The 25,412-nt window shown below is 36.6% G+C and carries 20 protein-coding genes; 12 read left to right on the forward strand and 8 right to left on the reverse strand.

The window, feature by feature from the left end; genetic code table 11:
* Nucleotides 1-30: 30 nt before the first annotated feature.
* The 3 genes from acnA to L2586_RS01660 all read right to left on the reverse strand — a co-directional run bounded on the left by acnA (nucleotide 31) and on the right by L2586_RS01660 (nucleotide 4,126).
* Nucleotides 31-2,805, reverse strand: coding sequence for an aconitate hydratase AcnA (gene acnA / locus L2586_RS01650; protein WP_235291022.1), 2,775 nt, complete (start codon nucleotides 2,803-2,805; stop codon nucleotides 31-33).
* A 192-nt stretch (nucleotides 2,806-2,997) separates the two neighbouring features.
* Nucleotides 2,998-3,402, reverse strand: coding sequence for a DUF5655 domain-containing protein (locus L2586_RS01655; protein ID WP_235291023.1), 405 nt, complete (start codon nucleotides 3,400-3,402; stop codon nucleotides 2,998-3,000).
* Nucleotides 3,403-3,412: 10 nt separating this feature from the next.
* On the reverse strand, nucleotides 3,413-4,126 hold the full coding sequence (locus tag L2586_RS01660; RefSeq protein ID WP_235291024.1) for an SGNH/GDSL hydrolase family protein: 714 nt from the start codon (nucleotides 4,124-4,126) through the stop codon (nucleotides 3,413-3,415).
* 216 nt (nucleotides 4,127-4,342) lie between these two features.
* Between L2586_RS01660 and L2586_RS01665 the strand changes: the two genes are divergently transcribed.
* Complete coding sequence (locus tag L2586_RS01665) at nucleotides 4,343-5,188, forward strand: alpha/beta hydrolase (RefSeq protein WP_235291025.1); 846 nt, start codon at nucleotides 4,343-4,345, stop codon at nucleotides 5,186-5,188.
* Between the two features lie 73 nt (nucleotides 5,189-5,261).
* On the forward strand, nucleotides 5,262-5,960 hold the full coding sequence (locus tag L2586_RS01670) for a 3-keto-disaccharide hydrolase (protein WP_235291026.1): 699 nt from the start codon (nucleotides 5,262-5,264) through the stop codon (nucleotides 5,958-5,960).
* 11 nt (nucleotides 5,961-5,971) lie between these two features.
* Here L2586_RS01670 and L2586_RS01675 read toward each other — a convergent pair whose 3' ends face one another.
* Complete coding sequence (locus L2586_RS01675; RefSeq protein WP_262914087.1) at nucleotides 5,972-6,415, reverse strand: nucleoside deaminase; 444 nt, start codon at nucleotides 6,413-6,415, stop codon at nucleotides 5,972-5,974.
* 228 nt (nucleotides 6,416-6,643) lie between these two features.
* Here L2586_RS01675 and guaB point away from each other — a divergent pair, with 228 nt between their 5' ends.
* The 3 genes from guaB (at nucleotide 6,644) to L2586_RS01690 (ending at nucleotide 10,252) form a co-directional block, all read left to right on the forward strand.
* Complete coding sequence (guaB, locus tag L2586_RS01680; protein WP_235291027.1) at nucleotides 6,644-8,125, forward strand: IMP dehydrogenase; 1,482 nt, start codon at nucleotides 6,644-6,646, stop codon at nucleotides 8,123-8,125.
* Entirely contained in the window at nucleotides 8,126-8,746 is a 621-nt protein-coding gene (locus L2586_RS01685; protein WP_235291028.1) for a DNA-3-methyladenine glycosylase, read from the forward strand.
* A gap of 147 nt (nucleotides 8,747-8,893) precedes the next feature.
* Nucleotides 8,894-10,252, forward strand: coding sequence for an FG-GAP repeat domain-containing protein (locus L2586_RS01690; protein WP_235291029.1), 1,359 nt, complete (start codon nucleotides 8,894-8,896; stop codon nucleotides 10,250-10,252).
* A 9-nt stretch (nucleotides 10,253-10,261) separates the two neighbouring features.
* Here L2586_RS01690 and L2586_RS01695 read toward each other — a convergent pair whose 3' ends face one another.
* On the reverse strand, nucleotides 10,262-11,236 hold the full coding sequence (locus L2586_RS01695; RefSeq protein WP_235291030.1) for a GNAT family N-acetyltransferase: 975 nt from the start codon (nucleotides 11,234-11,236) through the stop codon (nucleotides 10,262-10,264).
* A gap of 180 nt (nucleotides 11,237-11,416) precedes the next feature.
* On the opposite strand from L2586_RS01695, the gene L2586_RS01700 reads away from it, so the two are divergent.
* The 3 genes from L2586_RS01700 (at nucleotide 11,417) to L2586_RS01710 (ending at nucleotide 14,767) form a co-directional block, all read left to right on the forward strand.
* Nucleotides 11,417-12,589: a class I SAM-dependent rRNA methyltransferase gene (locus tag L2586_RS01700; RefSeq protein WP_235291031.1), complete on the forward strand. Its 1,173-nt coding sequence runs from the start codon at nucleotides 11,417-11,419 to the stop codon at nucleotides 12,587-12,589.
* Between the two features lie 301 nt (nucleotides 12,590-12,890).
* Nucleotides 12,891-13,376: a hypothetical protein gene (locus tag L2586_RS01705; RefSeq protein ID WP_235291032.1), complete on the forward strand. Its 486-nt coding sequence runs from the start codon at nucleotides 12,891-12,893 to the stop codon at nucleotides 13,374-13,376.
* Nucleotides 13,377-13,378: 2 nt separating this feature from the next.
* Nucleotides 13,379-14,767 carry a M64 family metallopeptidase gene (locus L2586_RS01710; protein WP_235291033.1) on the forward strand — a complete coding sequence of 463 codons (1,389 nt, stop codon included), beginning with the start codon at nucleotides 13,379-13,381 and terminating at the stop codon, nucleotides 14,765-14,767.
* A gap of 103 nt (nucleotides 14,768-14,870) precedes the next feature.
* Here the strand turns inward: L2586_RS01710 and L2586_RS01715 are convergent, their stop codons facing one another.
* On the reverse strand, nucleotides 14,871-16,532 hold the full coding sequence (locus L2586_RS01715) for a LamG domain-containing protein (protein WP_235291034.1): 1,662 nt from the start codon (nucleotides 16,530-16,532) through the stop codon (nucleotides 14,871-14,873).
* A gap of 304 nt (nucleotides 16,533-16,836) precedes the next feature.
* Here L2586_RS01715 and purH point away from each other — a divergent pair, with 304 nt between their 5' ends.
* The 4 genes from purH to L2586_RS01735 all read left to right on the forward strand — a co-directional run bounded on the left by purH (nucleotide 16,837) and on the right by L2586_RS01735 (nucleotide 21,849).
* Nucleotides 16,837-18,357: a bifunctional phosphoribosylaminoimidazolecarboxamide formyltransferase/IMP cyclohydrolase gene (purH, locus tag L2586_RS01720; RefSeq protein ID WP_235291035.1), complete on the forward strand. Its 1,521-nt coding sequence runs from the start codon at nucleotides 16,837-16,839 to the stop codon at nucleotides 18,355-18,357.
* A gap of 6 nt (nucleotides 18,358-18,363) precedes the next feature.
* A complete protein-coding gene (locus tag L2586_RS01725) occupies nucleotides 18,364-19,086 on the forward strand; it encodes a type III pantothenate kinase (protein ID WP_235291036.1) in 723 nt (240 codons plus the stop codon).
* Nucleotides 19,076-20,401, forward strand: a complete 1,326-nt coding sequence (locus L2586_RS01730) for a hypothetical protein (protein WP_235291037.1) — start codon at nucleotides 19,076-19,078, stop codon at nucleotides 20,399-20,401. The genes L2586_RS01725 and L2586_RS01730 overlap by 11 nt, the downstream gene beginning before the upstream one ends.
* 65 nt (nucleotides 20,402-20,466) lie before the next feature.
* Complete coding sequence (locus tag L2586_RS01735) at nucleotides 20,467-21,849, forward strand: hypothetical protein (protein WP_235291038.1); 1,383 nt, start codon at nucleotides 20,467-20,469, stop codon at nucleotides 21,847-21,849.
* Between the two features lie 405 nt (nucleotides 21,850-22,254).
* Here the strand turns inward: L2586_RS01735 and L2586_RS01740 are convergent, their stop codons facing one another.
* Together L2586_RS01740 and L2586_RS01745 are read right to left on the reverse strand one after the other, a co-directional pair.
* Nucleotides 22,255-23,016, reverse strand: a complete 762-nt coding sequence (locus L2586_RS01740; RefSeq protein ID WP_235291039.1) for a TolB family protein — start codon at nucleotides 23,014-23,016, stop codon at nucleotides 22,255-22,257.
* An 11-nt stretch (nucleotides 23,017-23,027) separates the two neighbouring features.
* The gene (locus L2586_RS01745) at nucleotides 23,028-25,406 is read right to left on the reverse strand and encodes a T9SS type A sorting domain-containing protein (RefSeq protein WP_235291040.1); all 2,379 of its coding nucleotides are present in this window, start codon (nucleotides 25,404-25,406) and stop codon (nucleotides 23,028-23,030) included.
* Between the last annotated feature and the right edge of the window lie 6 nt (nucleotides 25,407-25,412).

Raw genomic sequence — 25,412 nt, forward strand, 5'->3', positions numbered from 1 at the left:
TTAAAGCACAATCAATATTTTATATTTTTCTTACTCCTTTAAAAATTGCCTCAATACATATTGTAATATGCCTCCATGCTTTAGATATTCAATTTCAATTTCTGAGTCTAATCTAACAATGACTTGGAACTGAATTTCGGAACCATCTTCTTTTTTTGCAGTAACATTTAATTTCTTTCCTGGACTTAATCCAGCTTCGATGCCTGTAATGTTGATGACCTCTTGACCAGATAGTCCCAATGTAGTTGCATCGTTACCGTCCAAGAATTCTAAGGGTATTACTCCCAGTCCAACCAAGTTAGACCTATGAATTCTCTCGTAAGAACTTGCAATAACTGCTCTTACACCAAGAAGACTAGTACCTTTTGCTGCCCAATCTCTCGAAGAGCCTGATCCGTATTCTGCCCCAGCAATAACAATTAAAGGTGTGCCACTTTCTTGATACTTCATAGAGGCATCGTATACGGTCATTTCTTTATTTTCCGGAAAATAAGTGGTGTAGCCTCCAGACTTGCTAGCTATTTGGTTGTTAATTCTAACATTGGCAAATGTTCCTCTCATCATTACTTCGTGATTTCCACGTCTTGATCCATAAGAATTAAACATGCTTGGTTCAATTCCAAGATCTACTAAATACTGCCCTGCTGGGCTAGTTGATGAAAAAGATCCAGCTGGTGAAATATGATCAGTTGTTACAGATTCACCTAGTTTCAGTAGAACTCTTGCATCTTTTATATCCATGAGAGGTTCAGGATGCTCGCTTATATCTTTGAAAAAAGGTATTTGCTTAATGTAACTAGAATCTTCTCTCCAGGCATAGTCTAGGCCTTTCGGAGCTGGTAGATTCTGCCATTGTTCTTCACCATCAAAAATTACACTATACTCTTTAGCATAGTCTTCCTTAGAGGTTGCGCTTGTGATCACTTCTTGAATTTCGGCTTGAGTAGGCCAGATATCTCTTAGGAATACATCTTGACCATTCGAATCTGTAGTCAGTGGCTCGTTCATTAAATCTATATCTACGCGACCAGCAATTGCATAAGCCACGACTAGCATAGGAGATGCAAGAAAATTCATTTGGATCTTAGGATGTATTCTTGCTTCGAAATTTCTATTTCCACTCAGTACGGACGCAACCACTAGTTCACTTTGGTCGATAGCTTTATCGATATGTGAAGGCAGTGGTCCAGAATTACCGATACAAGTTGTGCAACCGTAACCTACTACATGAAACCTGAGCGCTTCGAGATCTTTGAGTAACCCAGATCTTCTTAGATAGTCAGTTACCACCTTAGAACCTGGCGCCAAGGAAGTTTTAACCCAAGGCTTAGCATCAAGTCCTTTCTCTATCGCTTTTCGTGCAACAAGTCCAGCACCTATCATGACGGATGGATTCGAAGTATTGGTACACGAAGTAATAGCAGCAACGACAATGGAGCCATCACTGAGAATATATTCCTGATTATCTTTCTTAAGTCGGACAGATTTTAATTTGTTATCTTCTACGATAACCTCTACGTTATCGTGCTCATCTCCTCTAAATTTTTTATTTCTTGCGGTACCTGAGCCACCTTCTGAATACCAAGCCTCTCGTTCTTCTAAAGGTACATAATCTCTACCATGAACTTCGCTCAGCAAAGATCCGAACTTAGATTTCAAATCTTTAACTAGTATTTTATCTTGTGGTCTTTTAGGTCCAGAAACGGTGGGCTCCAGTTTGTTTAGATCTACTTTGATGACATCTGAATACTCTATTTCTTCCTTGCCTGTCCTCCATAGAAGGTTGGTTCGGCAATAGTTTTCTACAAGTTTTAGTTGACGTTCATCTCTGTTAGTTTTCTCCATGTAGCTTATGGTCTGATCATCTATAGGAAAGTATGTTACGGTACAACCGAACTCTGGAGACATATTAGAAATAGTTGCTCGATCGGGAACAGATAAGTGATCTAATCCTGCTCCGAATACTTCCACAAAATCACCGACTACACCATAGACTCTTAATTTTTGCGTAATCTCGAGCACCATGTCTGTGGCCGTAATACCTTCTGGTAGTCTTCCGAGTAATTCTAGTCCAATAACTTTCGGTGAAGAAAAGTAAATAGGCTGACCTAGTAATGCCGCTTCCGCTTCTATACCACCCACACCCCAACCAACAACACCTATCCCATTAACCATAGGAGTGTGAGAATCGGTTCCGACAAGTGTATCGGGGAATGCCCAGCCTTCTCTATTGATAACGCCCTTAGCAAGATATTCTAAATTGACCTGATGACATATTCCCATTCCAGGAGGCACTACGGTGAAATTATCAAAGGCAGATTGCGCCCATTTTAGTAATTCGTACCGTTCACCATTCCTTTTATATTCAAATTCTACGTTCTTCTTATAAGCATAATCAGTTCCAAAAAAATCAACCTGCACGGAATGGTCGATAACCAAATCAACAGGAACTTTCGGATTGATCTTCGAACCATCTTTTCCTTTTTTGATGGCTTCTGATCGAATGGCTGCAATATCCACCACTGCTGGTACACCAGTAAAATCCTGCATTAACACTCTAGCTGGTTTATAAGGGACGGATAAGTCGTTTCCTTTTGGATTCCAGTTAATTAAGTTCTGAATATGCTCATCATTTACCATGAAACCATCATAATTTCTAAGCGCATTCTCCAGTAAGATTTTGATAGAAAAAGGCAGCTTTTTGATTTGAGGGTACTTTTCTGCAACTTTTCCAAGGTGGATAATTTGTAGGTCCCCATTACCAGTTTCTAATGTTGCTTTAAAAGTATTTTGGTCAATTTTCATGATTACGAATTTTAAGAATGAACATTCTAATGATAGATTTCTCACTTCACAAATGAAGGTTCTATGATATAGAAGAGAAGAATATTGGTATACTACTAAGATAGCAGTTTTGCTTTAAATATAAAAGCCCTAGTTAATAACAACTGTTAGTATTAGTGGAAAAAGGCTAGACATGTTCGGGCTTGATATAATTTATTTTAAACCATGATTATAACCCTTCTTAAGTAACTGAATGACTTCATCATCCACTTCGAATTCGTCTTTTACCCTAATGTGATGATAGAACTTCTTCCCATATTCTCCGACTTTATGAAACTTCGCACTTTTCAGCGGTTCATGATAGTAGAATTTAAGGTCTAAAACTTTAGACATTGGCCTAAGAATTAGGAAGGCTTTCTTGTTAGTGAAAATGACGGTATTAACGGAAGCGCCGATACTTATATCTCCAAATTCGAAGACATCGACAAGTATTTTATCAAAAGCGAGTATCAAGTCTTCTGGTTTTCCTTCGAATAGATCATCGATAGATTTAGTAGTACAATAGTGAGATTGATTGTCGTGCTTGAATCGGCGCTCGCATTTAGGACATGTCCACATAAATATGATGTTATTCGAATACTATGTTATTCAGAACAGGAAGGATTCTCTCCACCCATTGACCATAAGATTTTCCTGACGGGTGTAATTGATCACCGGCCAGCAGACTTAGATCAGATGCAGCATTCTGAGTTAAATCAGTAATGTATACATACGGAGCACCTCGCTCTTTTGCTACTTTCTCTTTATAGTCGTTGTATTCTTTTATTTCACGAGCTATTTTGTCTTTATTAGAATTTCCAGCAAATGGTGTGACACTATAATCAGGAATAGAAACGACAATCACTTTGGATGCATCTCCGTTCAGTAAAGAAGTAGCGCGATCCATTAATTCATTAAACTCAGTTTTGAAAAGCTCGAAATCTTTCCCTTGGTATTGATTGTTCACGCCGATCAGTAGGGTGATGAAATCATAGTCACCAGCAACAAGATTTTCCTTATCCATTGCATTCAGTAAATCTCGAGTGGTCCATCCAGTTTTAGCAATGATTTTGTATTTTCCTAATTCATGAGGTTCGGTTAATTCAGAGTGAATCAACTGATAGGGAAAGCGTTCTTTTTCTCCGACACTTTCTCCGATCGTATAACTGTCACCTAGCGCTAAGTAATTCACAGCGGAAGCGTTTTCTTCCATTGATTCTTTTTCTTCTTCTTTCTCTGTTTCATTATCCATAAGCCCACCGCAGCCTGTTAACAATAATATAAATAAAAGGGATTTGATCATGTTCATCATTTAACTTTACATATATACGAGTATAAATGGAAAAGTCGCTGTAATTCAGCGACTTTTCCGAATGTTATAAGCGTATGGTTCTTAATATTATTATTCATCCTGAACATTGTGTCTGAAAGAAAAGGCATTATTAAAGCGAAACGCTCTATGAATTTCAATTGAAATAAATGCACTATCTTTCCTTCTACATTTTAACATTAAAGTCATATGAAGCCAATATTGTTCAGTAAATTTCTTTTATGGTTTTGTATGTGGTTATCATTCACTACGGCAACTGGTCAGAATACACCATCTCAAGTAAGAGCATCGACAGCTGCTAGCAATGTCATCGTTCTAGATACGGTCTTTACCATTGATGGTCTAGATCGGAGTAGAAAGGTGAGGCTTTACCTACCTATGGATTATGATGTTTCGACCAAGAATTATCCTGTATTGTACATGCATGATGGTCAGAATTTATTTGATGATGTTACATCCTATGTAGGAGAGTGGGGAGTCGATGAAATCTTGAATAAAATGAAATTGGACTTGATTGTCGTTGGAATCGATAACGGACAAGGAGATCGGATGCATGAAATGGGTCCTTGGGATCACGAAAAATATGGAGTATCAGAAGCAAGAGAATACCTATCCTTTATTCTCAATCAAGTGAAACCATACATTGACCAAAATTATAGGACTAAAGGAGATCGAGAGAATACTGCAATGATGGGAAGTTCTATGGGTGGGCTCGTGTCTCATTATGCTCAATATTCATTTCCTGATGTAATTGGTAAAGTGGGGATTTTCTCACCGTCCTATTGGTACGCTGATGAAATTTATACATTGACCGAAGAAAAACCGGTACTTAAAGATACTAAACTATATATCATCGTGGGAAGTAAAGAGGGCAATAATATGGTGAAGCCTGCTGTGGAAATGTACGAATTGATTAAGAAAAGCGGACATCCTGAAAAGAATATTTTCTTTGCCAATGTGGAAGGAGGAACACATAGTGAGACTTTCTGGAAGCAAGAACTAGAAGATGCATTAAGATGGCTATATTCAAAATAAATAATTGAAACTCAACTAAAATTTTGTGAAGAAACAAATAACAAGTAGCTTGGGCCTTATAATACGAAAGAATATGCAGTTTAAATTTTTAATAGTAGCAATTATAACGATATGTACATTCAGCTTATCAGCTCAAAATGCAGATGAAGGATTTGTATCTCTTTTTAACGGAACATCCCTGGATGGATGGACGGCAACAGAAGAAAATGCATCCTCCTTTTTAGTGGAAGATGGAAAGTTAGTTGCTCGAGGAGGAAAAGCACACTTGTTTTATACAGGGTCTGTGGGCGATGCCAATTTTAAAGATTTTGAATTGAAGATGAGAATTATGACGAATGAGAAGTCTAATTCAGGTGTATACTTTCAAACGGCTTACCAGAAGTCGGGCTGGCCAGCTAAAGGTTTCGAAGCACAAGTAAATTCTAGACATTCTGATCCGAGGAAAACCGGTAGTCTTTATAATATTGTCAATATGTGGGCACCTGAAGCTGTAGTGGAACCTTTCTTGGTAAAAGTGGATGAAAAAGGGGAGATATTTATGCTTCGAGAAAGTGCACCTTCTACAGATGGCGAGTGGTTTGATTACTACATAAAAGTAGTAGGGAATAGAATAGTGATCAAAGTAAACGGTGTTATAACAGTGGATTGGACTCAGCCTAAAGATTGGGAAATGGGTGGAAGAAGAATAGGAGAGGGAACTGTAGGAATTCAAGCACACGATCCTACGTGTGAGGTTTACTATAAAGATATACAGATTAAGATATTAGATTAACTCGGAAAGTTCTATCTTTTTTTCTTGAAAAAGTCAGACATCATGGCTGAGCATTCTTCGTGTTTTATTCCGAATGCAAGCTTGGTTTTTGGATGGAGTAATTCTCGGCCTATTCTCGTGAATCCAGCTTTATCATCCGTAGCGCCATAGACAATTTTTCCTATTTGCGCCCATCTTAGTGCTCCAGCACACATGACACATGGTTCTAGTGTTATGTAGATCGTACAATCTTGTAGGTATTTTGCGCCAAGATAAGAACTGGCGGAAGTAATGCCGATCATTTCAGCGTGGGCTGTTACATCTTTTAGGATTTCTGTTTGATTATGAGATCTAGCAATGATCCGTTGTTGGCTAACGATTACTGCACCTACAGGCACTTCGTCTTTTTCCATAGCGATTTCAGCTTCAGCTATGGCTTGTTTCATAAAATAGTTGTCATCGAAAACTTGAATCATGCTTGCAAAGGTAAATTTGAAATTGAAAATATAAAGATAGGTAAAAGAAAAAGTAATGCTTAGTGTGAAGTGATTTAATACTAAGTACTCGAGTTAGGAATGCTTAACTATGGTGATACGCCTTATAATTAGGTTGTTTCGTATGCATCAAAATGATGTCTTTTAGAAAAAAAATAAAATTTAATGTCCAATTAGTTTCATAAAAAAATCTTAAGATTATCTTTGCGCATGGAACGAAATAATAGCACCACCAAATTCTTGCAGGAAAGTCTAACCTTTGACGACGTACTTTTAATCCCTGCTTACTCAGAAGTTTTACCAAGAGATGTAGAAATTAAATCAAAGCTAACGCGTGATATTACCATTAATGTGCCTATTGTATCGGCAGCGATGGATACGGTTACGGAATATAGATTAGCGATTGCCATTGCTCGTCAAGGAGGAATCGGAATGATTCATAAGAACATGTCGATCGAGGCTCAGACGGATCAAGTGAGGAAAGTGAAAAGGTCTGAAAGTGGAATGATCATCGATCCAGTGACACTTGGTCCTGACGCGAAGATAGGTGAAGCTCAGCAGTTAATGGCTACCTATAAGATAGGCGGAATACCGATAGTAAATAATGATCAGAAATTAGTTGGTATTCTGACCAATAGAGATCTTCGATTTGAAAAACAGATGGGGATTAAGGTCAGCGATATTATGACTAAGGAGAATTTAATTACCGCTCCAGTCGGAACAACGCTAGATCAAGCAAAAGACATTTTACAGCAATTCAAAATTGAAAAACTACCAGTTGTAGATCAGAATAATATACTAATGGGTCTGATTACCTATAAGGATATTTTAAAATTGACCGATTATCCTAATTCTATAAAGGATTCATATGGTCGATTAATGGTAGGAGCTGCAGTAGGTGTAACGGCTGATATGCATGATAGGATTCAAGCATTAAGAAGTGTAAGTGTAGATGTTATAACAATAGATACTGCACACGGTCATTCTATAGGAGTTCTAAATGCAGTAAAAGAAGTAAAACAAACGTATCCAGACTTACAAGTTATCGGAGGGAATGTCGCCACTGGATCTGGTGCGAAAGCGTTAGTAGATGCAGGAGCAGATGGTGTGAAAGTAGGTGTAGGTCCAGGTAGTATCTGTACCACCAGAATCGTAGCTGGTGTAGGAGTGCCGCAATTAACAGCGATATATAATGCTGCGGAAGCGATAAAAGGAAGTGGAGTTCCGATCATCGGTGATGGAGGAATCAGATATACTGGAGATATTGCTAAAGCGATTGTTGCTGGCGCATCTACCATCATGGGAGGTTCACTTTTTGCGGGTGTAGAAGAAGCGCCAGGCGAAACGGTTATTTACGAAGGAAGAAAGTTTAAGATTTATAGAGGAATGGGATCTATAGGAGCTATGGAATTAGGATCTAAAGATCGTTACTTTCAGGATGTAGAAGATGATATCAAAAAATTGGTTCCAGAAGGTATAGAGGGGCGAGTTTCTTATAAAGGATACTTAGAAGAAGTGATGGTTCAGTACATCGGTGGATTAAGAGCTGGAATGGGATATTGTGGTGCTAGAACGATAGAAGATCTACAAAAAGCACAATTTTCACAGATATCCAATGCTGGAATTATAGAATCGCATCCACATAATATTACCATTACTAAGGAAGCTCCTAATTATAGCAAGCGAAGTTAGATGGTGTTGCCACGCAGTTTTTATGAAGGTGAAGATATTTTAGAGATTAGTAAATCTTTACTGGGTAAGAAACTGTGCTCGGATATAGGAGGTCAATTCACATCTGGAATAATTGTCGAAACGGAAGCTTATAAAGCGCCTGAAGATAAAGCAAGTCACGCATTTGGGAATAAAGTCACTCCCCGAACGGTTACCATGTTTAGTCCTCCGGGAACAGGTTATATCTATATCATTTATGGGATGTATCATTTATTCAATGTGATCACAGGGCCAGAAGGTACCGCGCATTGTATACTCATAAGGGCCGTGGAACCACTAGATGGTCAAGATGTAATGCTTGAAAGACGGGGAAAACCTTCGATGATCAAAGCAGTGACCAATGGTCCAGGAAAATTTAGTATTGCAATGGGTATGCATAAGAAATATGATGCAACGGATCTAACAATTTCTAGTGATATCTGGATAGAAACTGGCTGGCCTGAGTTATCTGAAGAGGAGATTCTTGTAGGACCTCGGGTAGGAATGTCTACGGCTGAAGAATGTTCTAACTGGCCATACAGGTTTAGAGTAAAAGGAAATAAGTGGACGAGCAAACCTGACAAGGTGTGGTATGATTTATAACAGCCAGTAAGGGGGAAAGCTGCAAGTTTTTGTCTGACTTGTAAGAATATGTTTCTTATTAATCCGAATTATTTTAACATTTCAATAGTTTGGAGAACATATTTGAGTACATTTGAAGAGTAATGAGTGCAAAACAAAAATAAACCAATGGAATTTATCCCCAAAAATAACTTTTCCAATCTTATCCGTTCGTATAAAAAGCAAATTTCTAAGCTTAAAAAAAGCATTGAGAGTGGGCGTTTTACGAATTGGTCTTATCAGAAAAAACAATATCTTATCTCCCGGATTTTACATTTACTTAGATTGTTAAGATCTAGAGGTGTTAAAGTTGCAGGTAGCTTAGGAATAGCATTATTAGCAAGTCTTTCTACAAATGCACAGTTTGAATTTCCGATAACAGGGGACTGTGATGCAAGTGCTTTTGATGAAATAGAATTGATCCCTTTCCCTCCAAGTGAAGGGGATGGTGGAGAATTTAATTTATACGCAAGATATCCTCTTGCAGGAGATTTAGACAATGATGGAGATGAAGATCTTATAGTTATTTCTTATGTTGAATCTGAAGGATATTATCTACAATATTTTGAGAATGATGAAGGCGAATTTATAGAATTAGAAGGTGAAGACAATCCATTAGCAATCTTTAATGAAGATTTTTCAGATGGTGGGATACCACCATTTTTCAATTTTGCTTTAGGAGATGCGAACAATAATGGCAGACTGGATTTAGTGCTAGGTGCTGAAAAAGGTGAGGTGATTTGTTATGCCAATACTGAAGTTGGATTCGTAGTACCTGAGGATAAAAACCTTGAGATGGTAAGCGAAAATGGAATTTCCTATGTTGCTTTTGCTAATATAGATGATGATTGTGAAGATGAGATGCTCATCATTCCTAACATTATTTTTGGCGGAGGAAATGAAGGAGAACCTGAATCCGAAGTAACAATTTTTGACCTTGTAGATGGGTCATATGTGGAAAGTGAGGCGATGGTCGCCATGTTTGAGAACATACCTTTTGGAGAAGGACCTTTCAGTGTTCCTTATTTTGTAGATTTAAATGGTGACGGCTTAGATGAATTGATTCTTGGTAATGAAGAAGAGGAAGAGGCGTTGTTAATAAGTTTATTTACGAAATTAGATGGTACTTATGTTGAAGTGGATGATGAAGAAAACCCTTTCTTTGGATATGATTTTAATGAGGAAGAAGGGGAAGGATTTGCGTTGCCAATTTTTAATTTTGGTGATTTAGATGGTGATGGTAACCTCAATATGTACCTAGGACTAAAGTCCGAATCTGCAGAAATAAGTGAAGAAGTGTTCTGTTTTGATACCGCTACAGAAATTGCTCCAGCATGTGTGAATCCAGGACCTGGAGATGCCGTACCTACATTAAGCGAGTGGGGATTGATTATACTAAGTTTAATTTTCTTAATATTTGGGATCGTTGGTATTAAAGAAAGAAATGCGAGAGCTTTGCTGGGACTAGCTCCCCAAAAGGAGGTTTAAACAGCTTCTTTATTCAATTTTCTTTTGTCTTGATAGTAATTCATACTGATTTGTCTTTCCACCTGCGAAATGCTTATTGACTAAGTTTAGCATGATCTTGTTGTGTTTTTCAACCATGAAAATCACTTGTGCACCTAGTTTTCTCCTTCTACTTGCTTCCGCCATTAACGCCATACCTTGTCCTTTCGCTTTATCTGGATGGACGTAAAGGGTAGTCGCTTGTACAATATCTTTTTGCAATAAGTGACAAATCAGCCAACCGACCACTTCATCTCCTTTCTTAAGCAGAAGACTAGAATGAGGCAAAACCATTTTTGTCATCTGAAATGGGTTCAGGGTAGCCGGAACTTTTCCTTGCCAATCTTCTCTAATTAAAGTCTCTTTGAGTTGAGTAAAACTCGACTCATTCCATGCTTCTACGGAATAAGGTGCCGAAATAACAGCATTCTTAAACCAATCTTTCTCGAATTGGGTATTGATATCAGGAAGCGTGAAATAATATAAAAGTAGTTTGCTTTCTGACCATCCCGTTTTATCGAGCAATTGCTCCCATTCTGCTATCGATTGCCAATACGTTCTATATTGCAGAGAAATAGTTTTGAGCTTGAGCAATTCACTCATTTTGTATGTGGCTTCCATTAAACGGCTACCATATTCTTGATGTCTATGGTTTGGATGAACAACGAAACTGATCATTTCTGCTTGTTCTTTAGATTTCAGGGAAAGAATCGTTGCTCCGTAAAACATCTTGTCAGCTTCGCTTGAAGAGCATAATACTAGTAGTTTATCGGCTTTAATTTTGCCTATTTTTTCTTGGTCTTCTATAGATGGAAAAGACATGCCTTTGAATAGGCTGATGACTGTTTTCTTGTTTCCGTACCAAAAATGAAATTGTTCTTTTGATGGACGATCTAAAACTTTAAAATTTTTATTGATCACTTCGAAAAATGGCGCAAATTGATCAATGTTTGAGTTTTGGGACATAGAATATGAAATTTGGAGCATTTATAATTTGAAAATGTAATATCAAACATTCTTATGAAACGACCTAGAATAGAGCAATTTACTTCTTCGGAAGAGCAAATGGTATATAGTATCAATATTTATTTGCCATTAGGAAAGAGGTTATAGCATTTGTTGAATTTCCTTTCTTAATTTTGCAGCATGAATCCAATAGTAAAGATAAAGAACGATAGAATAGCCTCTATAAAAAGAAAGCATCCATGGATATTTTCAAGAGGAGTAATAGATTATGATCATTGTGAAGAAGGAGATATTGTAGAAATACAGTCTCAGAAAGGTGACTTTCAAGCGATCGGGTATTTCCAAGAAGGAAGTATTATGCTAAGGATTCTAAGTTTTGAAAAGATCGAAATCGATCAGAAGTTTTGGGATGACTTGATACTGAAAGCTATTAATTTAAGGAAGTCATTGAATCTACCTTCTGATGAAACAAATGCTTTTCGATTATTTCACGGAGAAGGAGACGGAGCTTCTGGCTTAATCATAGATCGATACAATAATGCGGTTGTTATTCAGTGTCATACAACTGGAATTCACCGCCAAATTGACCTTATAAAAAAATCTATAGAGAAGCATCTTCCAGAAATTTCTATCATATACGATAAAAGTAAAAATGTACTACCTGATCCTTATTCTAGAAGTGTAGAAGATGAATTTCTCAAAGGGGAGAGCAATGCTGTGCAAATTCTAGAAAACGGACATAAATTCCAGATTGAATTAATCGAAAGTCAGAAAACTGGATTTTTTCTAGATCAGCGAGATAACAGAAAATTGCTTGGAGAATTTGCAAAAGGCAAATCAGTTCTGAATCTGTATTGCTATACTGGAGGATTTTCCATCTACGCGCTGAATAATTCTGCAAAAGCAGTATGCTCCATAGATTCTTCTAAAAAGGCGATTGCAATGCTTAATGAAAATGTAGCATTAACAGGGAAGTCGTCTATTCATGAATCCCTCACGGAAGATGTTAATCAATACCTGAAGCAAATCAAGGACGACGAATATGATATTATCGTTGTAGATCCACCTGCATTTGCTAAGAATCAGCGGAAGAAACACAATGCTGTACAAGCATATAAAAGAGTGAATAAAGCTGCAATCGATAAAGTTAAGAAAGGCGGAATGATTTTTACTTTTTCATGCTCTCAAGTGATCGATGTTCAGTTGTTTCAGGATACGATTACAGCAGCTGCTATAGAATCGGGTCGTGATTGTCAGATATTATATAGGATGTCACAAGGTGCTGATCATCCTGTGAATATTTTTCATCCAGAAGGCAAGTACTTAAAGGGACTTGTTCTAAAAGTTCAATAAGCTAAAAGAGTGTTTTAATAAATATTCCTATCAAGTAAATGACTGGAATAATAGAAATACAGCAGATGCATTTCACTGGGCTAAGCTTGGCTGGGCTATTCATAATTTCTTGATTCATTGGTTGTTATAAATATATGGCAAAAAAATCAACATGTCAATACATGATCATATATTCATGCGTTAAATTTTTTTATTTTTTCTAGAAGGTTAAGCATTAAGTCAATAGAGGTAAGACATATTGCTTATGATCTATAAGAATGCGCCGTTGAGATTAGTTGGAAAATTATATTATTTTTATTGAATGAAAAAAGGCTTATTCGTAACGCTACTACTGACAATTTTTATTTCTCCTGTCATTTTTTATTCTTGCAAGCCTGGTCAAGCAGCCACTGATAATTCTCCAGAGAAATTATCTGGTCCTCAGATTTTATTTATTTCATATAAATATAATGGTGAGGACTTTCAGTTAGAAAGTAAAACGGTAACGGCTGGCAAGTTTAAGTCTAGACCTCAGCATGATGAAACTAAGGTCAATGGTGATCTTATTCTGGTACAGTTAAACAAAGATAAATTGGTCTTAGACGGAATGCATATTCCTAATCCGCGGATAAGAGTCGTAGAATATGCTGATGAAAGTGGCATGATGCAAAAGAAGACGGTAGAAGTTGAAAATGCAGAATTTACCGCTCGGATCAATCTGCATTCAGATACGAAGTTTATCATGGTTAAGGAATATAATGATGCCTCCACCGAACTTTTAATAATGAACATCACTGAACTGGATTAACGATGAAAAACATATTCACACTCCTTCTAATAATTTGTTGCTTCTACAGCATTAATGCTCAAGTATTTGATGTAGATACCATTTTGTACAATGGAGATAGTGATAAGCATATTAATTTTGTCATTTTAAGTGATGGTTATCAGGAAAGTGAGTTGGATAAATTTGTTGTAGATGCCATAAATGCTTCGAATGCGCTTTTTGCTAAAGAACCTTTTGAAAACTACAAAAACTATTTTAATGTATTCGCCATTAAAGTGCCTTCTAATGAAAGCGGGGCGAGTCATCCTGGAAATGCCAGTGATGTCAGTGAGCCGGCTCATGTGATAAAAGAAGTTGATAATTACTTCGGGTCGACCTTTGATGCTTTTGGAATTCACAGATTGTTGGTTCCGAGTAATTCAACCAAAATATTCAATGTTTTAGCATCTAATTTTCCTACGTATGATCAAGTAATCGTCTTAGTAAATTCTAACTTTTACGGTGGAAGTGGCGGTGTTTTCGCTACCTCATCTTTGCATGTTTCTGCTAATGAAATTGTAATTCATGAGATCGGCCATTCCTTCGCAAGCCTTATCGATGAATATTATGCAGGAGATCAATATGCAAGAGAAGGAATTAATATGACAGCAATTACAGATCCAAGTCAAGTGAAATGGAAGAATTGGCTAGATTATAAAAACGTTGGTATCTATCAGCACTGTTGCAGTGGAAATGCTGAGAACTGGTATCGACCACATGAAAATTGCTTAATGAGAGCACTTGGTAAGCCGTTTTGTCCAGTCTGCATAGAAGGGATCATTGAGAATATACATATTATTGTTTCTCCGATCTTGAGTTATTTTCCAGAAGAGCAAGATGTTCTGGGAGGTGAGTTACCGCTTACTTTTAAAGTTGATTTAATAAAACCGGATCCTAATTCCCTAGCTGTAAGCTGGGCGCTGAATGGAGTGCTCTTAGATTCAGTAGAGGATACATTAATGGTAACTGCTGATGATCTTGTGGAAGGAAGTAACGAATTATTAGTAAGCATCGAAGATCAGTCGCCATTACAAAGAATAGATGGGCACGAAGCTGTGCATTTAGAATTTGTATTATGGGAAATAAATAATGGTGTTTCTGGGACGTATATCAATACTGCATACGAAAAGATTGCTTTAACAGTATATCCAAATCCTGCACAGGACTACCTATACATCAGTAATAATTATGACCTGGATAAGGGCATAACAGTAGAACTTTTAGACGCTTGGGGCAGTAAAATTGACTTTGTTCAAATAAAAGACAAGGGATCTAGTGTTCTAGATATCCACAGCCTTCTACCAGGCACCTATTTTGTGCGATTTAAGGTAAATAATCAGCATATTGGTGTCAAGAAGATGGTTAAGTTGTAGGATGAATTGAATACTGACGTTGTTTCATCCGTTTGGCGAAAAGATCCATAAGTTAACACTTGTACCAAGCGAACAGGTATTCAAAAAGTCATGTGCTTAATATCTATTCAGAAAAAGCAATTCTTTTTTGTTTCAAAGACACGATCCCAAAAATCAGCATCAGTAATGATAATAGAATGATTCCCCATTGTGACATCGTAGGAATAGCGCTAGCTATCAAAGGACAGTCTTCGGCCGTAGGGGCAAGTGCCATTTCGCTAACCATTGCTGGTGTTACAGCATAGTTGTATATATTAAGCATTCTAACACATCCACTTTCATCTTCGTCTCCATCATCCTTGAAAAAGATAAAGCTCGCAGGGTTGAATCCTATATTTTCGTCATCACTTATGGTCTCGTATAAAACACCGTTAACATACAATACAAATTCATAATTGGAGTAAGTAAGAACAACATGATAGTATTCTGAAGTTGAGGTAAATACAGCAGGATTGGTTTCAGAATAATCATAAAATGTTAACTCATCCTCATCTGTGTACAAACCTTCATCTAAACTACCGTTAGAGAAGTCAATAATTCTTTGATATCCTGAATATTGATCAAATTTAAAATACAATTCTATAGAATATTCATTGCATATATCTAGGGCATCGGTTGAGTAAGACAAGCCGTCTTCATTGCCAAAGCAATAGACTGTTTCATCCATCAATAATGCTTCGCTATTATAAGTTCCAGTAGAACCAACAACATCAAATGACCCATTTCTACACAAATCTTCTAAGGTATTATCAAAGTTAACTGAGAATTTATTAGGCTCAGCATCACAAGGAGCAGGTGAAAAAGCACAAGCACTAAAAGTAGTTTCAGCCCCAATAGGCCGGAAATTAGCCTCTCCTATCTCAAACTCAAAGTCAGGATCATTTTCAATTCCACCTCTATCATCTACTACAAAGTATATTGTTTCCCCAGGAGTAAGTCCTGATAAGAATATTCTTTCATGATTATCATGTTCTGTATTATCTTCATCTTGACAATCATCACTTAATAGAACTAAATCATCGCAAGTACCTGAAAAAGCTTTTATCTCTGTATCTGTAATATTTCCTGGTGCGGAAGTGGTAAATATGATAATACCATTTTCGGGAACGATGGCTTGAAACCAAACTCCACGATCTGCACATTCATCAGATTCTCCCTCACCATTACCTGTAGATCCATCAAATGTGAAAATTTGTAATTCACACGAAGCCCCAACATTTAGAGGGGTTGCAGTAGCACATATATCTGATGGGATTTGTATGGAAGCGGGATCATAAGTACAAACCCCAAAGGTTCCACTTTCACCTCTATCATCTACTAAGAAATACAAAGTATCTCCAGATAGTAATCCTGAAAATTCTATTTCTTCATGATTTTCATATCCAGAATTATCATCATCTTGGCAATCTTCACTCATAAGTATAAGGTTGTCACAAGTGCCCTGAAATACCTTTATTTCCGTATCATCATTTGTTCCTATATTGGTAGTTGAAAAGTGAATGCTTCCAGATGCTGGAATAACTACTGCAAACCAAACACCTACATCATCGCATTCATCTGGGTCACCAGTATTTCCAGAAAAGCTAAATATTTCTGAGTTGCAATCTGTATCAACTTCTAAGAAAACCGCACCTGAACAGACATCATAGGCATCTTGTGCAAGTGAAATAGTCGGAAAGAAAAAGAGTAAAAAATTGAATAGGATAAAAATTGAAAATGATTTCATTCAGTTTTTGGGATTGAGGTTATTGAAATTAAAGCCTAAATGTAACAATATGTAGTTAAAGTATGGCTATATGCCTTAGTATTTAATTGTTTATTATAACCTATAGAAAGAAAGGTGCTAAAAGCAAATTGGGACAGCGTGTTTCTTTTGTAAATTATAGATCATTAAAATTGAACATTAAATATTGACTTTTAGAAAATTAAACTTTGCACACTACTTGAAAATAGTTAAGCTTTAAGTAAAGGTCATCCATTCAAATTTCTTACATTTGCGCATCTTTTATAAAATAAACTAAGCTGAGACTTTGAAGAAGATTAATTCTGCACTAATTTCCGTCTACCATAAAGATGGACTCGAACCGATTATAGAAGCTTTTAAGAAAAACAATGTAACCATTTATTCGACTGGCGGCACTCAAGAATTTATAGAAAAACTGGGTGTGAAAGTAGAACGAGTAGAGGATCTAACGAGCTATCCATCCATATTAGATGGTAGAGTTAAGACCCTTCACCCGAAGGTTTTCGGAGGAATCTTAGCAAGAAGAGAAGAAGATCATTTAGGTCAATTAGCGGAGTACGATATTCCAGAAATAGACTGTGTGATTGTGGACTTGTATCCATTCGAAGAAACGGTGAAGAGTACAAATGATGAAAATACCATCATTGAGAAAATAGATATCGGAGGAATTTCATTGATCAGAGCAGCAGGAAAGAACTATAAAGATGTAGTTGTCGTTCCATCTGTAGAAGATTATGCATACTTCGTTGAATGTATGGAAGAGCATCAAGGTGCTACGACCTTAGCTCAGCGAAAAGAATTAGCACGAAGATCATTTAAAGTGAGCTCTAACTATGATGTAGCCATTTTTAATTACTTCGATGAAGAGTCAGATGATATCACTTTCAAGCAGTCGATTCACCAATCTCAACAACTTAGATATGGAGAAAATCCACACCAACAAGGAATCTACTTTGGGGAGTTGAACAATATGTTCGAGAAAAGTGGCGATAAAGAATTATCCTATAATAACCTCGTAGACGTAGATGCTGCTGTGAATTTAATGGCAGAATTCAAAGACGATGCGCCTACTTTCGCAGTACTTAAGCATACGAATCCTTGTGGCGTTGCAACTCGACCAACTATATTAGAAGCATGGAAAGGTGCACTTGCAGGAGATCCTGTTTCGGCTTTTGGTGGAATACTCATCAGCAATACAACGGTAGATTTAGCAACAGCTGAAGAAATTAACAAGATTTTTTACGAAGTACTTATTGCGCCAGACTTTACGGCAGAAGCAAGAGAACTTCTCAGTAAGAAAAAGAAAAGAATCCTCCTGAAAATTAATGAATGGCATACGCATAAAAAGTCATTCAAGTCACTACTTAATGGTGTGATTATGCAGGATACAGATATGAAAAGTGCGGAAAAATTGACCTTCGAAACGAAGACCGATAAAGCACCAACAGAAGCTCAGATTAAAGATCTGAAATTCGCTAACAAATGTGTAAAGCACTTAAAGTCTAATACTATCGTTTTAGCAAGGGATGGACAACTCCTAGGAATGGGCTGTGGTCAGACTTCTAGAGTGGATGCATGCAGACAAGCAATTGCTAAAGCGCAGAACTTTGGATTTGACTTAGAAGGTTCAGTGATGGCATCAGATGCTTTTTTCCCATTTCCAGATTGTGTGGAAATAGCAAGTGAAGCAGGGATTAAAGCTGTTGTACAGCCAGGCGGATCGATTAAAGATCAATTAAGCATAGATGAGTGTAACAAAAGAGGAGTATCTATGGTATTTACCGGCACTAGACATTTTAAGCATTAACAAATTGTGAATCTTTGCATAGATATAGGAAATTCATTTGCTAAACTTGCAATTGTAGATAACAATAAGGTTCTACATAAAGATGTAGTCCAGAAAATATATGTTTCTCTTATCAAAGAGATAAAGAAAAAATATGACTTTGAAAAAGTGATTGTCGGAGCGAGTGGGAAGCTACCAAAGTCGATAATGCACCACTTAGACCGGAATTATCATCTACTCGTATTAAATACCAGTACGAAGTTGCCGATTGAAATTGGATATAAAACACCTGATACATTGGGGAGAGATCGAATAGCAGCTGTAGTTGGTGCTAATGCACTCGAACCAGAATTAGATCACTGTGTTATAGATATCGGTACTTGTATAACATTCGATGTTATTTTGAAGTCAAAATTATTTGTTGGTGGAAATATTAGTCCCGGAGTGGAATTAAGATTAAAGTCAATGAATGATTATACGGCTAGGCTACCGCTAGTAAAACGTGGCAGTTTAGATCAATTATTAGGAGAAACAACAGAAGAAGCGCTTCAAAATGGAGCAACTATAGGTACACTTTTGGAAATTGAATCGTTTATAGAAAGAATTAAGCAGAAGTATAAAGGTATTCGAACTACTTTAACAGGTGGAGATGCTGATTTTTTTGCAAAGAAATTTGATTCTGATATATTTGTAAATCCAAATTTGGTCCTTATAGGATTAAATGAAATAATGAATTTTAATGTACAATAAAATAAAATATCTATTGATATGCAGTGTGTTATTGCCTTTTATGGCTGGAGCACAGCAAGTAGATAACTCACCATTTTCTAGCTTCGGAATAGGTAATCTTCATTCAGATGACCTAGCATTTTACCAAGGGTTCGGTGGTCTAGGTGCTTCTTACATAGATCCTTTTCATATTAATATCAAAAACCCGGCGAGTTATGCATTTTTAAACTCAGCGGCCTATGAAATGGGCGTAAGTGCAAGGTACCAGCAAACTAGTGACGGAGAGAATAAAAATTTAGGTTGGCATGGGAATCTAGATTATCTAGTGTTAGGTTTTCCCTTAAGAAATCCGATTAACGCATCTCTGGATCCAATAAAAAGAGACTGGAAATTTGGAATGAGTTTGTTTCTTAAGCCTCATTCGACGGTCGGTTACAACATCAGTACGATACAGAACGATTCGAATCTGGGGAGTTATCAAAATAATTTCGAAGGATATGGCGGTACCTATAAAATGATGTGGGGGAATGCTGCGAAGTATAAATCTTTCAGTTTTGGTGCTAATGTTGGGTACTTATTCGGGAATATTAATTTCAATGAGAATATTTATTTCGAAGATGACATCTATACTTTTGAAAATAGATATGCTATTGACTACAATGTAAATGGATTCATCTGGGATGCAGGAATGATATACAGTTGGTTTATCAATAAGGATGCCTATGAAAAAGATAAGAGTGTAAAAACTAAAGTGTTGAATATTGGTGTCTATGGTAATTCTGCACAGAAGTTTTATTCTATTAATGATGTTACCAAAGAAAGCCTTTATACTTCTCTTACTTTGACGGATACACTAGTTTCTGATTTAGGCGTAAAAGGAGAAGGAACTTTGCCTGCAGAGTTAGGATTCGGAGCAACTTATTACGGTGATAACAAGTATGTAATTGGGTTCAATTACGAATACGGAGCTTGGAGCCAATACAGAAATTCTGTAAGAAATGAAACTTTAATGGATTCTTGGAAGTTAACATTAGGAGGGTCATACCGTCCCGATGTGAAATCATTCAATAATTACTTTAAAAGAATTGCCTATAAATTCGGCGTATTCTACCAAAAGGATCCTCAAGTCATTGACAATATTCAAATAACTGATACTGGAATTAACCTCGGCGCAAGCTTTCCATTTTATTATCAGCGAAAAATTTCTCATATTAACGCTGCTTTTAGATTTGGAGTTAAAGGAACAGGGACACCTATTCAAGAAAGATATGGAAAAGTTACACTTGGATTCACGTTCAATGATGATCAGTGGTTTATTAAAAGAAAATACAATTAAGACAATAATTTTTGCGAAACTTAAACAAAGTGATGATGTTTAGAAATGCTATTTTAACACTTATAATGATTGCATTTACATTTGCAGGTGTAAATGCTCAATGCGAAACCTGGATAGGTTCGTCTCAGAAAGATGCGGCTGAAAATGCGCACTCGATCTATAGAGCGGCCCTTAAAACTGATGATTTTAAAATTGCTTTTGAAAATTGGCAAATAGCTTATGGTATTGCTCCTGCAGCAGATGGGCTTAGAGATTTTCATTATACAGATGGTATAAAATTATATAAACAGTTATACAAAGCTGAGACAGACGAAGCGCAGAAAAAAGAATATGCGGCTAAAATTTTAGAGCTTTATGATCAAGCAATCGAATGCTATAGAAACAAAGCCATTAAGCTAAAATGTGATGCTTCTGAAGATTGCTATTCTAATAGAATCTCATACTTACAAGGGAGAAAAGGTTACGATATGTATTATGAGTTAAGACAACCATATACTACGAATATTGCAGTCTTAGAAGAAGCGATAGAAACAGGTGGAAATAATGTAGAATATACAGTATTAACACCACTTGGTTATATGATCGTTGATCAGTACATTGCTGAAAAAGTAGATGCTGAGAAAGCAAGAGCAGTTCATAAACTTCTAAATGAAATTGCTGAATATAATGTTGTTAATAGTGATAAATATGGTGCTTACTACCAGCAAGCTATCGATGCAGTAAATGGAAAATTTGCACAAATCGAAAGAAGTATTTTCGATTGTGATTACTTCCTAGAAAAATTAAGACCAGAATATGAGGAGGATCCAGACAACATCGAGAATGTTAAAGATCTATACAATGAATTGAAAAGAAGAGGTTGTGCAGATGACCTTCCGATTATGATGGAGATGAAGGAGAAGTATGAGGTTTGGGCTGCTAAAGTAAATGCAGAAAAGAAAGCTGAATTCGAAGCAAATAATCCAGCAATCATGGCTAAGAAGTTATATGATGATGGTGACTTCCAAGGAGCACTTGATAAATATGACGAAGCTTTAGCTAATGAAGAGGATATGGACAAGAAAGCAACGTATCACTTCGCTAAATCTTCTATCTTATATAGAAAAATGAAAAAATATGCGGCTGCAAGAGCAGAAGCTAGAAAGGCTGCAGAAGCTAGACCAAACTGGGGGCGACCTTATATGTTAATCGGAGATATGTACGGAGCAACTGCAAGAACATGTGGAGATTCTTGGAATCAGAGATTAGCGATTATCGCAGCTATAGAAAAGTATGGATATGCTAAATCAATAGATCCAGAAGTAGAAGAAGATGCTAAGTCAAGAATGAGTAAGTATTATGCTTCTCTTCCATCTCAAGAGGAAGCATTTATGAGAAAAGTAAAAAAAGGAGATAGAGTAAATGTAGGTTGCTGGATCGGTGAGACAGTTGCTGTTAACTTTAGATAAGACATTACTTAATCGAAAATATACGAAGGGTGGTTTCCATAGGAAGCTGCCCTTTTTTATTGCTCTCAATTGTTTCTTTAGAATCAAGCTAGGTTATTTACGATTATAAAAGCTAGCGCTATCCTTTTAGTTGTTTAGGTATGACGCAAAACGATCTGTGAAACAATGATCATGGAATAGCTTTATATCATTAAAGAGAATAGAAATAGGGTGGCCTTGCTTTTGATGAATAAGGAAGTTATGAGTGATCTTATTTGCGAAAGGAAGATAGTGGCTGAAAAGCTCTGAAATGCGGTAAAAATGCAAAGAAAAGAATACTTTATTGGTAAAATGATCATTTGGCAAAAGAAAAAAATCTCAGCTGACATAAATGACTTTGTCAGCTGAGATAGTATTTATTTGTACTTATAGATTAATTAAATATACATCATTTTCTGGTGTACTAAATATTAATTTTGTACCATTTTGATTTACGGATGGATACAAAGGAATTAAATCAGTTTTCTGAGTTAATTCTTTTCTTGTATTATCCTTAATGTTTTCTATGAAAATTTCCGATGATTCGTACTGGTATCCGTCATCTTCGATCATTGCATATACGATCTCATCATCATTCACCCACGAAGGAAATTCCGCTCCCTTGATTTCTTTAATAATATTTCCTTCTAGATCAGAAACATAACTTCCTAGTCCAGTTGCTCTAAATATTATTTTAGACTTATCAGGAGAAAGCGAAACATTAATGTAATCCTGCTCTCCTATAGGTTGAATTACATTTTTACTACCATTATTCATAATGACAATAGATCGAAGATCACTAGCATGCCAAGCAGAAATGCCTTTGGTTTTGTTTCCTAGACTACTTTGCTTTCCAGATTTTAGACTTACAGCATATTCCTTCTTATCATCTTTGACAATAACATTTTGTCCATCGATAACAAAAAGACTTGATTGCCCAGCAATTAACCTGTCCGCTGTTGCTTCGATATCGAAAGATCTAATTTCCTTAGTTACAGAATTATAAATAACCGTTTTACCATCTTTAGCAAACTGGGTATTATGTCCTTTTATGCCAAGTAATTGTGGATTACTACTTTGTGCAATTCCACTACCTGCCTGAAAAATAAAGCAGATCAATAACGAGTATAAAATATATATATTCTTCATTCTTAAATTCTTTATAACTTGATAAATTGTAATGTTTCTATATTCCTGTCAGTAGCAACAGAGATAATATATGTACCAGTAGGCCATTCTTCTGAAGGAATGCTGATAGACGTTTTATTAGATGATAACTGTACTTCATCATTAAGCATCACTTTACCATCGATACTAACGACTCTTAATTGTGCTTGACCCTGAATGTTGTTTAATGAGGTCAATGTCAAGTTAGAAGTAGATGTACTTGGGTTAGGATAGACTAACAATTGAACATCATTAGAAAGCGCTAGTTCTTCTGTTCCTACAACATCTTGTCCTATTTCGAAATAGATTAATATTTGTCTTAGTAGATCTTCTTGATCTGCAAGAGGTGCTGATTCAATAGTAATCCCTGTTGTAATAACTCCTCCTTCTTCCGTTCCTTCTGGAAATAATCCTTTATATCCTATAGCAGCAGTTCCTCCAGGTGCAGCATAATTCATAAGTGCAGTTGCTCCTTCTGATGGATTGAATGCATCTGGGTAATCTTCCACATAAATTGTCCCAAATTGAACTACAACTCCTGCAAACACAGTGGAGTCAATTCCAGTTGCTGGTGAGAAACTAGCATCTCCATCTTCTGCATATGCTGCTTTTAGATATTCATTGATAAATGCTTTATCGTCTAAACTTCCTTTATTATCAAGATCCCAACCTAATTCTGAACCTGAAACAACTAATTTTCCACCATTTTGAAGGTAGCTTTTTATGTAGCCTTGTTCTGCAGTAGTTAATGTTTCGTCCACTGTAGACTCATCTCCTAAGAACCATATGACTAAGTCGAACTGGTTTAGGACAGTTGAGTCTTCAGCAATCTTCTCATTTGCCATTGAGCTGATATCTAAGTCTTGTGAGTTTCTTAAACCCATTAAATAACCCGTAACAAAATCGTGCGTTGCTTCGCTGTAAGATCCTGATGTTCTGTCGAAACCATCTACGATTAATACTTTTTCATTTTCACTATTGCTAGCTCTTGAATACGTATCTCCGAAACCACTTTCTGCACCTGTCACGGAAACAGCAGCCAATCTAAAGTGATGAACTGGTCCTTCTGGAACATCCACAAAATCACTTTGCGAAGCTATCGATACCTCAGTTATGTCTAATGTCAATGTGGTCTCGTCAGCAGCCAATGCCCACGAATTCAATGAATCATTCGTCGCATAATAAAGTCTATATCCACCGAAAGATGGTTCTGGATTAGCCAACCAACTTGCATATACGCCATCGCCACCTTCTACCGTCTGAATAGAAGTTAATTGTGGATCTGAAGGAGCACTTACATGTTGTACTATTTCAAAGTAGTCTAAAATTTTACTTAATAAAGCTTCTTGATCTTCTACAAGAGCAGTCTCTAACGTAATACCCATTGTAATCACTCCACCTTCTACTGTACCTTCAGGAAATAATCCTCTGTATCCTACAGCTGCATTTCCTCCTGGAGCATTATACTTAAGAAGCGCGGTTGCTCCTTCTGCAGGTGTGAATTCATCTGGATAATCTTCTACATAAGTTACACCAAATGGAATTTCTAAACCTTCAAAAATAGTAGAGTCAATTCCAGATGCAGGTGTGAAACTAATATCTCCATCTCCTGCATAAATTGCTTTTAGATATTGATTGATAAATGCTTTATCGTCTTCACTTCCTTTATTTTCAAGATCCCAACCTAATTCTGAACCAGAAACAACTAATTTACCTCCATTATTTAGGTAAGCCTTAACGTATCCTTGTTCTGCAGTAGAAAACGTTTCGTCTACTGTAGAATTATCACCTAAGAACCACACAACTAAGTCATACTGACTAAGAATCGTTGAATCTTCTGCAATTTTATCATGTGACAAAGAGCTAATATCTAAATTTTGAGAGTTTCTTAAACCTATTAAGTAACCCGTCACAAAATCGTGTGAAGCTTCTTTATACGATCCGGAAATTCTATCAAAACCATCGACAATTAAAACTTTATCATTGCCACTAAAGCTTGATTTTGAATAAGTGTCACTAATATCACTTTCTTCTCCAGTGCCAGAAACAGCAACCAATCTAAAGTGATAAACAGTAGTATCTGGAACATCCACGAAATCGCTCTGTGAAGCAATTGAAATTTCTGTCTGATCAGATGTCAATGTTGTTTCATCAGCAGCTAAAGCCCACGAATTCAAAGAATCATTCGTCGCATAGTAAAGTCTATATCCTACAGCAGTTGTATCAGAACCTACCCAGCTTGCGTAAACTCCATCATTGTCCTCGACCGTTTGAATAGAAGTTAATTGTGGACTACCTGTTTGTGCTAAGGCACTACCTGCCTGAAAAATAAAGCAGATGATTAAGGTGAATAATATGTTTATGTTTTTCATTCTTGT

Origin of the sequence: Portibacter lacus (assembly GCF_021533215.1) — a bacterium.
Taxonomy (GTDB): Bacteria; Bacteroidota; Bacteroidia; order Chitinophagales; family Saprospiraceae; genus Portibacter; species Portibacter lacus.